The sequence below is a fragment of the Nocardioides caeni genome, assembly GCF_004912195.1.
Classification (GTDB): Bacteria; Actinomycetota; Actinomycetes; order Propionibacteriales; family Nocardioidaceae; genus Nocardioides; species Nocardioides caeni.
This window is the reverse complement of the sequence record NZ_STGW01000001.1, coordinates 763,190-773,108: the sequence shown is the minus strand read 5'-3', so window position 1 is coordinate 773,108 and position 9,919 is coordinate 763,190. Positions and strand designations below refer to the sequence as shown.

At 70.8% G+C, this 9,919-nt stretch carries 10 protein-coding genes; all 10 read right to left on the bottom strand.

Features of this window, described 5'->3' with window-relative positions; all coding sequences use genetic code 11:
- Nucleotides 1-285: 285 nt before the first annotated feature.
- The 10 genes from argH to argC are packed head-to-tail and all read right to left on the bottom strand — an operon-like array spanning nucleotide 286 to nucleotide 9,916.
- Nucleotides 286-1,716, bottom strand: coding sequence for an argininosuccinate lyase (argH, locus tag E9934_RS03740; RefSeq protein WP_136561435.1), 1,431 nt, complete (start codon nucleotides 1,714-1,716; stop codon nucleotides 286-288).
- Nucleotides 1,713-2,195 carry an NUDIX hydrolase gene (locus tag E9934_RS03735; RefSeq protein WP_136561434.1) on the bottom strand — a complete coding sequence of 161 codons (483 nt, stop codon included), beginning with the start codon at nucleotides 2,193-2,195 and terminating at the stop codon, nucleotides 1,713-1,715. The genes argH and E9934_RS03735 overlap by 4 nt, the downstream gene beginning before the upstream one ends.
- 2 nt (nucleotides 2,196-2,197) lie before the next feature.
- Nucleotides 2,198-3,628: an argininosuccinate synthase gene (gene argG / locus E9934_RS03730; RefSeq protein ID WP_136561433.1), complete on the bottom strand. Its 1,431-nt coding sequence runs from the start codon at nucleotides 3,626-3,628 to the stop codon at nucleotides 2,198-2,200.
- Nucleotides 3,629-4,144: an arginine repressor gene (locus E9934_RS03725; RefSeq protein ID WP_136561432.1), complete on the bottom strand. Its 516-nt coding sequence runs from the start codon at nucleotides 4,142-4,144 to the stop codon at nucleotides 3,629-3,631. It abuts the gene before it with no gap.
- A 7-nt stretch (nucleotides 4,145-4,151) separates the two neighbouring features.
- Complete coding sequence (gene argF, locus E9934_RS03720) at nucleotides 4,152-5,099, bottom strand: ornithine carbamoyltransferase (RefSeq protein WP_136561431.1); 948 nt, start codon at nucleotides 5,097-5,099, stop codon at nucleotides 4,152-4,154.
- Complete coding sequence (locus E9934_RS03715; protein ID WP_238694736.1) at nucleotides 5,096-6,310, bottom strand: acetylornithine transaminase; 1,215 nt, start codon at nucleotides 6,308-6,310, stop codon at nucleotides 5,096-5,098. Before E9934_RS03715 ends, argF begins: the two co-directional genes overlap by 4 nt.
- On the bottom strand, nucleotides 6,307-7,254 hold the full coding sequence (argB, locus tag E9934_RS03710; RefSeq protein WP_136561430.1) for an acetylglutamate kinase: 948 nt from the start codon (nucleotides 7,252-7,254) through the stop codon (nucleotides 6,307-6,309). Before argB ends, E9934_RS03715 begins: the two co-directional genes overlap by 4 nt.
- Nucleotides 7,251-8,408: a bifunctional glutamate N-acetyltransferase/amino-acid acetyltransferase ArgJ gene (gene argJ, locus E9934_RS03705; RefSeq protein ID WP_136561429.1), complete on the bottom strand. Its 1,158-nt coding sequence runs from the start codon at nucleotides 8,406-8,408 to the stop codon at nucleotides 7,251-7,253. The genes argB and argJ overlap by 4 nt, the downstream gene beginning before the upstream one ends.
- A 30-nt stretch (nucleotides 8,409-8,438) precedes the next feature.
- Nucleotides 8,439-8,864 (bottom strand): ACT domain-containing protein, encoded by a 426-nt coding sequence (locus E9934_RS03700; protein WP_158294916.1) that lies wholly within the window; start codon nucleotides 8,862-8,864, stop codon nucleotides 8,439-8,441.
- Entirely contained in the window at nucleotides 8,861-9,916 is a 1,056-nt protein-coding gene (gene argC, locus E9934_RS03695; protein WP_136561427.1) for an N-acetyl-gamma-glutamyl-phosphate reductase, read from the bottom strand. The genes E9934_RS03700 and argC overlap by 4 nt, the downstream gene beginning before the upstream one ends.
- Nucleotides 9,917-9,919: the final 3 nt, after the last annotated feature.

The following is a 9,919-nucleotide window of genomic DNA, read 5'->3' as shown; positions in this document are numbered from 1 at the left end:
CATATGCATGACACACTGTTGAGTTCTCAAACATCAGACGCGCTCGCGCCTCGGCCTCTCGGCTTCGGTCGCGGGGCAACCTGTGAAACGTTACTGGTTCGCATTCTGCTCGTCAACTCAGGGCGTGACCCCCGGGCTGCGGAGCGGATCCGAGCCAGGCCGCGGACACAGTGAAACCCTCGTTTCGAGGCCCTTGGCCTCCGAGGTTCTCGCTGCGTTCCCCGCAACGAGTGGAACATTAACAGCACATGTCCCACCCGTTGCAAATCGGGGTGGCCCCCTCGGTCAGGACCGCGCGTCGTCGACGCGTTTGCGCAGGTCAGCGAGCTGCTCGCGGACGCGCACCGGCGCCGTACCCCCACGTCCGTCGCGCGATCCGACGGAACCCTCGGCACTCAGGACCAGCCGGACGTCGGGGTTCAGGTGCGGCGAGATCGCCGCGAACTCCTCGTCGGTCAGGTCGGCGAGCTCCACCCCCCGGCCCTCGGCTGCACGGACGCAGCCGCCGGCGAGCTCGTGGGCGATCCGGAACGGCACGCCCTGACGCACCAGCCACTCGGCGATGTCCGTGGCCAACGAGAACCCCTGCGGCGCCAGCTCGGCCATCCGCTCGACGTTGAAGACCAACGTCGCGATCTGTCCCGTGAAGGCAGGCAGCAGCACCTCCAGGGTGTCGACGGAGTCGAAGACCGGCTCCTTGTCCTCCTGCAGGTCACGGTTGTAGGCCAGCGGCAACGCCTTGAGCGTGGTCAGCAAACCCGTCAGGTTGCCGACGAGGCGCCCCGCCTTGCCGCGCGCCAGCTCGGAGATGTCGGGGTTCTTCTTCTGCGGCATGATGCTCGACCCCGTCGACCAGGAGTCGTGGAGCGTGACGAAGTCGAACTCCTTCGTCGCCCAGAGGATGACCTCCTCGGCGATCCGACTGACGTCGACGCCGATCTGGGCCGTCACGTAGGCGAACTCCGCCACGAAGTCGCGGGCCGCCGTGCCGTCGATCGAGTTGGCCGTCGAGCCGGTGAAGCCGAGCTCGGTCGCGACCAGGACCGGGTCCAGACCGAGGCTCTGCCCCGCGAGGGCGCCGGAGCCGTAGGGCGAGTCGGCCTCCACCCGCCGTCGCCAGTCGGCAAGACGCTCGACGTCACGCAGGAGCGGCCAGGCATGGGCCATCAGGTGGTGGGACAGCAGCACCGGCTGGGCGTGCTGGAGGTGCGTTCGACCCGGCATGATCGCGGGCTCGTCACCCAGGTGACGCTCGGCCTGGTCGGCGAGGGCCCCGACGAGGTCGAGGACAAGCTCGCTGATCCGGGCGCCGTGATCGAGCAGGTAGCACCGGAAGAGCGTCGCGATCTGGTCGTTGCGGGACCTCCCGGCGCGGAGCTTGCCTCCGACATCGGCCCCGACCTCCTCGATGAGGAGTCGCTCCAGTGCACCGTGGACGTCCTCGTCGGACTCGCCCGGGCGCAGCGTGCCCCGGGCGAAGCGCTCCCCCAGCGCCGTGAGGCCGCGGTGGAGCTCGTTCTCCTCGTCGGCCGTCAGGAGGCCGGCGGCACCCAGCGCCTTCGCGTGGGCGTGCGAGCCTGCGAGGTCGTAGAGCGCCAGACGCCAGTCGAAGTGGGTCGACCGCGACAGCGCCTCGAGCTCCGGTGAGGGTCCGCCCTCGAAGCGGCCTCCCCACAGCTTGCCCTCGTTGGTCGTGCTGACGTCCTTGCTGCTCATTCCTGTCCTTCCCGGACGTGCGCGATCGCCGCCCGCATCTGATCGATCAGCCGCGGGTCGACGGCACGGCCGTCTCCCTCGAGATCCTCCGGTGTCCACCAGCGCGCCTCGAAGATCGACTGTGACTCCAGCAGGTCGAGCCCGTCGAAGCTGATGTCCGCGACCGCGGCATCGACGCCGACGGCGAACAGCGTGGAGTCGTTGACGTAGTCGCGCCCGTCCCAGCTGAAGCCCACCTCGAAGGTGCCGAAGGGCGAGCCGAGCGCAGCGGCGTCGACCACCAGGCCGGTCTCCTCCCGCAGCTCCCGCACCCCGGCTTCAGCGAGTGACTCCCCCGCGTCGACCGCGCCGCCCACGGTGAACCAGTAGCGGACCTCGGGTACCGCCGGGTCACAGCCGAGGAGCAGCAGCACCCGCTGCTGCTCCACGTCCACGGGAAGCACCCGGGCCACCGTGCGGCGGGTGGGCTCGTGCTGCATGGTCAGTCGGTCCCCGACTCCATCGCGACGTCCTCGAGGATCGCCTCACCGGGCTCCCCCGCGTCCGGGTTGGCCGTGATCTGGTCGAAGCCACCGGCGGGCAGCTCCCCGAAGAGCGTGCCGTGCTCGACCAGCACGGTGCCCTGGTCGAGCGGCTGGCCGGCGTAGAGCTCGAGCTTGGCGCGACTGTCGGCGATGTCGAGGTTGCGCATCGTGAGCTGACCGATCCGGTCGGTGGGGCCGAAGGCGGCGTTCTCGACGCGCTCCATCGACAGCTTCTCCGGGTGGTAGGAGAAGTTCGACCCCTCCGTCTTGACGATCGTGTAGTCGTCGCCTCGCCGGAGCCGCAGCGTGACCGTGCCGGTGACGAGCGAGGCGATCCAGCGCTGGATGGACTCGCGCAGCATCAGCGCCTGCGGATCGAGCCAACGGCCCTCGTAGAGCAGGCGGCCGAGCTTGCGACCCTCCAGGTGGTAGTTGGCGAGGGTGTCCTCGTTGTGGATCGCGTTGAGCAGACGCTCGTAGGCGGCGAAGAGCAGCGCCATGCCGGGCGCCTCGTAGATGCCGCGGGACTTGGCCTCGATGATCCGGTTCTCGATCTGGTCCGACATGCCGAGACCGTGGCGACCGCCGATGATGTTGGCCTCCACGACGAGGGCCACCGGGTCGTCGAAGCGCTTGCCGTTGATGGCGACGGGGCGGCCGGCCTCGAAGGTGATCGCGACGTCCTCGGTCTCGATCGCGACGGACGGGTCCCAGAACTTCACGCCCATGATCGGCTCGACGATCTCGAGCGAGACGTCGAGGTGCTCGAGCACCTTGGCCTCGTGGGTGGCACCCCAGATGTTGGCATCCGTGGAGTAGGCCTTCTCCGTCGCGTCGCGGTAGGGCAGGCCGTGCTCGAGGAGCCACTCGCTCATCTCGTGGCGGCCGCCGAGCTCGTGGACGAACTGCTCGTCGAGCCACGGCTTGTAGATGCGCAGCTCGGGGTTGGCCATCAGGCCGTAGCGGTAGAACCGCTCGATGTCGTTGCCCTTGTAGGTCGAGCCATCGCCCCAGATGTTGACGTCGTCAGCCTGCATCGCGCGCACGAGCATGGTGCCGGTGACGGCACGGCCCAACGGCGTGGTGTTGAAGTAGGCCTTCGCGCCCGAGCGGATGTGGAAGGCACCGCACGCGAGCGCTGCGAGGCCCTCCTCGACCAGCTGCGGCTTGATGTCGACCGCGCGGGCGATCTCGGCGCCGTACTCCTTGGCGCGGAGCGCGACGCCGGCGATGTCCGGCTCGTCGGGCTGGCCGATGTCGGCCGTGTAGGTGCAGGGCACCGCGCCCTTGTCACGCATCCACGCGACGGCGACGGAGGTGTCGAGGCCGCCCGAGAAGGCGATACCGACGCGCTCTCCCACGGGAAGGGAGGTCAGGACCTTGCTCAATTACTCGTTCCTTTCGGCAAGGGAGGTGAATCGATGGGCCAGGGCGTCTCCCCCGGCAGGATCGCGCCCGATGACGAGCACGGTGTCGTCGCCGGCGATGCAGCCGAGGACGTCGGGGATCTCGACCTTGTCGATGGCGCTGGCCAGGAACTGCGCGGCTCCCGGCGGGGTGCGCAGCACGACGAGGTTGGCGCTCGCCTCCGCGCTGACGAGCAGCTCGGAGCACAGCCGGGCCAGCCGGTGCTGGGCGGCGGGGCTGTCGCCGCCCGCGACGGGCCTGCGGTCACCGCCCTCGGCCGGGACGGCGTAGACGAGGGTGCCGTTGGTCGCGCGGACCTTGACCGCGTCGAGCTCGACGAGGTCGCGGCTCAGCGTGGCCTGGGTGACGTGCACGCCCCGGCCGCCGAGCAGGTCGGCGAGCTCGGGCTGCGAGCGCACCTCCCGGGTCTCCAGCAGCTCGACGATGAGCGCCTGGCGGGCGTTCTTCGTGACCGGGGTCAGGGCGTGCTCGCTCATGTCCGCCTCATGCCCGACTCGACGACTGAGCCTGGAGCCAGCTCATGACCGCCTTCTGGGCGTGGCGACGGTTCTCGGCCTCGTCCCACACCACGCTGTGCGGACCGTCGATCACCTCGGCGGCGATCTCCGAGCCACGGTAGGCCGGCAGGCAGTGCATCACGATCGCGTCGTCCCTGGCCTCGGCGAGGAGGTCGGCGGTGACGGCGTAGGTGCCGAAGACGTCCCGGCGGGCGGCCGCCTCGTCCTCCTTGCCCATCGACACCCACGTGTCGGTGACGACCACGTCCACGCCGCCGACGGCTGCGACGGGGTCGTCGAAGACATGCACGGTGCCACCCGTGCTGCCCGTGCCGACCGCCCCCAGGGCGCCGGCCCGCTCCAGCACGTCCGCGTCGGGGGCGTAGCCCTCCGGGCACCCGAATCGGACGTGCATCCCGGCGGTCACGCCGGCGAGCGCCCACGAGTTGCCCATGTTGCAGGCAGCATCGCCGAGGAAGGCGACCGTGATCCCGGCCAGCGTGCCCTTGTGCTCCTGGATCGTCAGGAGGTCGGCCAACAGCTGGCACGGGTGGAACTCGTCGGTCAGCGCATTGATCACCGGGACGCCGGAGAAGGCCGCCATCTCCTCGAGGTTCGACTGCGCGTAGGTGCGCCACACGATCTGGGAGGCCTGCCGGCCGAGCACCCGTGCGACATCGGCCACCGACTCACGCTTGCCGATGCCAGCGAGCGCTCCGTCGACGAGCATCGGGTGGCCGCCGAGCTCGGCGATGCCGGCCGCGAACGACGCCTGGGTGCGCAGCGTGGGCTTGTCGAAGACCATCGCGACCGTGCGCGGACCCGCGAGCGGCTTGTGGTCGTAGGGCTCGTCCTTGAGCTCGGTGGCGAGGGCGAGGACCTCGGCCTGCTCGGCGGGCGTCAGGTCGTCGTCGCGGAGGAACGATCGGGTCATGCCACACCTCCCGTGCGGCCGAGTCCCGCCGCGTCGAGGATGCCCGGCCAGGCAGCACCGAAGGCGTCGACGTCAGCGTCGGTCAGCACCAGCGGCGGCGCCATCCGGATCCGCTCGGGCGTAGCACCGTTGACGATGAAGCCGGCGTCCTGGGCCGCCGCGACGACCTCCGCCGACCGCGGCTCGGCGAGGGTCAGTCCGACGAGGAGCCCGGCGCCACGGGTCTCGACGACCCGCGGGTCGGCAGCACCGACCTCCCTGGGCCGCTCCCCCACCTCGCTGACCCGAGCCAGGAATCCGTCCTCGCCGACGACGTCGAGCACCGTCAGCGCCGCCGCGGCCGCGACCGGGTTGCCACCGAAGGTGGTGCCGTGGTTGCCGGGGTCGAGCAGCTTGCCCGAGCCGTGGGTGGCGAGGCAGGCACCGATCGGGATGCCGCCGGCGAGGCCCTTCGCCAAGGTGATGATGTCGGGAACGACCGGTTCCGACACCAGGTCGGGGTGCTGGTGCGCGAACCAGGCGCCGGTGCGGCCGATCCCGGTCTGGATCTCGTCGAGCCACAGCAGCGCGCCGCGCGCGTGGGCGATCCGCTGCGCCGCCGGGAGGTAGTCACGGGGCGGCACGATCACGCCGGCCTCGCCCTGGATCGGCTCGACGATGACCGCTGCCGTCGTGTCGTCGACCGCCGCCTCGAGGGCGGCGATGTCGCCATAGTCGACGAAGACGACGTCACCCGGCAGCGGCTCGAAGGGCTCGCGGTAGGCCTGCTTGGAGGTGAGCGCGAGCGCACCCATGGTGCGGCCGTGGAAGGAGCCCTTCGTCGCCACGATCCTCGTGCGCCCCGTCCGCCGGGTCAGCTTGAACGCGGCCTCGTTCGCCTCGGCACCGGAGTTGGTGAAGAAGACCCGGGCCTCGGTGCCCAGTAGCCCCGCCAGGCGCTCGGCGAGGGCGATCTGCGGCTCGCTGGCGAAGAAGTTCGAGATGTGGCCGAGGGTCTGCAGCTGGGTGGTCACCGCCTCGACCAACCGCGGGTGCGCGTGGCCGAGGGCATTGACGGCGATACCGCCGAGCAGGTCGACGTACTCCCGGCCGTCGACGTCCCACACCCGGGCGCCCTCGCCGCGGGCGAGGATGAGCTTCGGCGGTCCGAAGGTGTTCATCAGCGCATCGGCGTAGCGCTCGGTCCACTGGGTCGACGACATCGCACTCATGACTGGATCTCCCGCGCCTTGCGCGTCTTGGTCGTCACGCCGGGCAGTACCTGGGTGCCGACGCCCTCGTCGGTGAAGAGCTCGAGCAGCACGGCGTGCGGCTGGCGGCCGTCGACGACGGTCGCGCGCCCGACGCCGCCACGGACGGCCTGCAGGCAGGCCTTCATCTTGGGGATCATGCCGCTCGCGAGCGTCGGCAGGATCTCCTCGAGCGCCTCGGGGCTGATCTCGCCGATGACCTCCTCCGGGTCCGGCCAGTCCAGGTAGAGACCCTCGACATCGGTGAGCACCAGCAGCTTCTCGGCGCCGAGCGCGGAGGCCAGGGCAGCCGCGGCGGAGTCGGCGTTGACGTTGTGCACGGTGCCGTCCACGTCGGGGGCGACGCTCGAGACCACGGGGATGCGACCGGCCTCGATCAGGTCGAGGACCGCCTCGGGCCGCACCTGGGCGACCTCACCGACCAGCCCGAGATCGACCTCCTGCCCGTCAACGACGGTGCCGGTCGCCTCGGCGGTGAACAGACCGGCGTCCTCGCCGGACAGGCCGACGGCCAGCGGCCCGTGCTCGTTGATCAGGCCGACCAGATCGCGCTGGACCTGTCCGACGAGGACCATCCGGACCACGTCCATGGCCTGGGGGGTCGTGACCCGCAGCCCCCCGCGGAACTCCGACTCGATGCCGAGCCGGTCCAGCATCTGCGAGATCTGCGGTCCGCCGCCGTGGACCACGACCGGCCGGAAGCCGGCGAAGCGCAGGAAGGCGATGTCCTCGGCGAAGGCGCGCTTCAGCGTCTCGTCGGTCATGGCGTTGCCGCCGTATTTCACCACGACGATCTTGCCGTGGTAGGCCTTGAGCCACGGGAGGGCTCCCGCGAGCGTGGCGGCCTTGTAGGGATCCGGCTTGCCGGGCTGGCTGGTCGTCTCGCTGGTCGTCTCGTCAGTCATGAGCTGTAGGCACTGTTCTCGTGGACGTAGGCGTGGGTCAGGTCGTTGGTCCAGACGGTCGCTTCCGCGTCACCGGCCTTGAGGTCGATCGTCACCGTGACCTTCCGTGGTCCGAGGTCCACGAGGGCGGGATCCTCGGCCGGCGTGCTGTGGCGACAGACCCAGACACCGTTCATCGCGACGTCGAGGTCGGCCGGATCGAAGGCGGCGGTCGTCGTGCCCACCGACGCCAACACCCGGCCCCAGTTGGGGTCCTTGCCGAAGACGGCGGCCTTGAACAGGTTGCTGCGCGCGACGCTGCGACCCACCTCCACCGCCTCGTCCTCCGACGCGGCGTTCAGCGTGGTGATCGCGATCTCGTGATCCGCGCCCTCCGCATCGGCCAGCAACTGCTGGGCAAGGTCGGTGCACAACTCAGCGAGAGCAGCAGTGAACTCCTCGGGCGTCGGGGTGACGCCGGAGGCGCCGCTCGCCATGAGGGTCACCGTGTCGTTGGTGGACTGGCAGCCGTCCGAGTCCAGCCGGTCGAAGCTGACGCGCGTGGCCGCCCGCAGCGACGCGTCGAGCTGCCCGGCCGGGACGACGGCATCGGTCGTGATGACGACGAGCATCGTGGCGAGCGCGGGTGCCAGCATGCCGGCACCCTTGGCCATGCCGCCGATGGACCAGGCGCCCCCGGGCCCCTGAACGACGACCTGCTTGCTGACGGTGTCGGTGGTCATGATCGCCTCAGCGGCGTCATTGCCTCCGTCGGCGGCGAGCCGGGAGTGCAGCACACGCACGCCGTCGACGAGCAGCTGCCGGTCGTTGACCAGACCGATCAGCCCGGTCGAGCAGACGACGACGTCCCCGGCACCGACGCCGAGCGCTGCGCCGACCTCCTCGGCGACGCGGTGGGTCGTGAGGAAGCCCTCCGGGCCCGTGTAGCAGTTGGCGCCGCCGGAGTTGAGGACGACCGCGCGCACGACGCCGTCCTTGACCACCTGCTCGCTCCACAGCACCGGATTGGCCTTGCAGCGGTTGCTCGTGAAGACCGTGGCGGAGTCGAAGTCGGGGCCGTCATTGACGACGAGGGCGAAGTCCTTGGCACCGCTGGACTTGAGCCCGACGGCTGCGCCGGCGGCCCGGAAGCCGGCGGGATGGGTGACGCTCATGGAGGGATCCTTCGAGGAGTGACGGGGTGGTCAGACGGGGACGGCGGGGGCGACGGTGTGCCCCGATCGTCGCCACGCCTCCTCGGCCCGATCCGCAGCTGCGGTCGGCACCAGGATCCAGTCGGTGTCGAAGGTCGAGAGCGTGAAGACGCTGATCTCCTCCTCGGCGAGCGGCGTGAGGAGCGCGACCAGCACGCCGGTCAGCCCGAGGTCGAGCTGACCGTCGACGCAGAACGCGGTCAGCGGCTTGTGGTGGCGCGCCTTCCTGGGCACGCTCCGACCCGCGCAGACGAGCGACGTCTCGGTCGCGGTGGCGGTGATCGAGAAGACCGACGAGGACTCGGCCCACTCCGGGATCTCCGCGCCGGCCGCGAGCCGGACGACCGCGAGGGTCTCCGGGTAGCGGGACAGCTGGTAGGGACCGGAGGATGCTGGTGAGGCGGGTGAGGTGGTCACGGTGCCATTCCTACCGTGCTGAGGCCCGTGGACTCGGGAAGTCCGAGGGCGAGGTTCATGCACTGCACCGCCGCACCGGCCGTGCCCTTGGCGAGGTTGTCGACGGCGCCGACGGCGACGAGCCGTCCGGCGGCCTCGTCGACGGTCACCTGGAGGTGCACCGCGTTGGAGCCGAGCACCGCCTTGGTCTGCGGCCAGACGCCGGCCGGGAGCACGTGCACGAAGGGCTCGTCCGCGTAGGCCTCCGTGTAGACCGCGTGCGCCTCTCCGGCCGTGAGGTCGCCAGCCAGCGGGGCCGAGCAGGTCGCGAGGATGCCGCGGGGCATCGGGACCAGCAGCGGCGTGAAGCTGACCTTCAGCGCTTCCGGCCCGTCGGCGTGGAGTCGGCCGAGGTTCTGGGTGATCTCCGGCGTGTGCCGGTGGACCCCGCCGACGCCGTAGGCGCTGGTGTTGCCCATGACCTCGCTGCCGAGCAGGTGCGGCTTGACCGCCTTGCCGGCACCGCTCGTGCCGGAGGCCGCGACGATGACGACGTCGGGCTGCACCAGGCCGGCTGCCACGGCCGGCGCCAGCGCCAGCGAGGACACCGTCGGGTAGCAGCCGGGGACGGCGACCCGGCGGGCCCCGCGCAGGGCGTCCCGGTTGCCGGGCAGCTCGGGGAGACCGTAGGGCCAGGTGCCCGCGTGCGCGCTGCCGTAGAACTGCTCCCACGCGGCGGCGTCCTCGAGCCGGAAGTCCGCTCCGCAGTCGATGACGACGACGTCGGCGTCCCGCTGCGACAGCTCCTCGGCCAACGCGCCGGACTGGCCGTGCGGGAGGCCGAGGAACACGACATCGTGCCCGGCGAGCACGTCGACGGTGGTCGGCTCGAGCACCCGGTCGGCGAGCGGCAGGAGATGGGGCTGCAGGACACCGAGCCGTTCACCGGCGTTGCTCGCGCCGGTCAGCGCGCCGATCTCGACCTCGGGATGGCCGAGCAGCAGGCGCAGCACCTCACCGCCGGCGTACCCGCTGGCTCCGGCGACCGCGACCCTCGTCCTGCTCATGTGCATGAG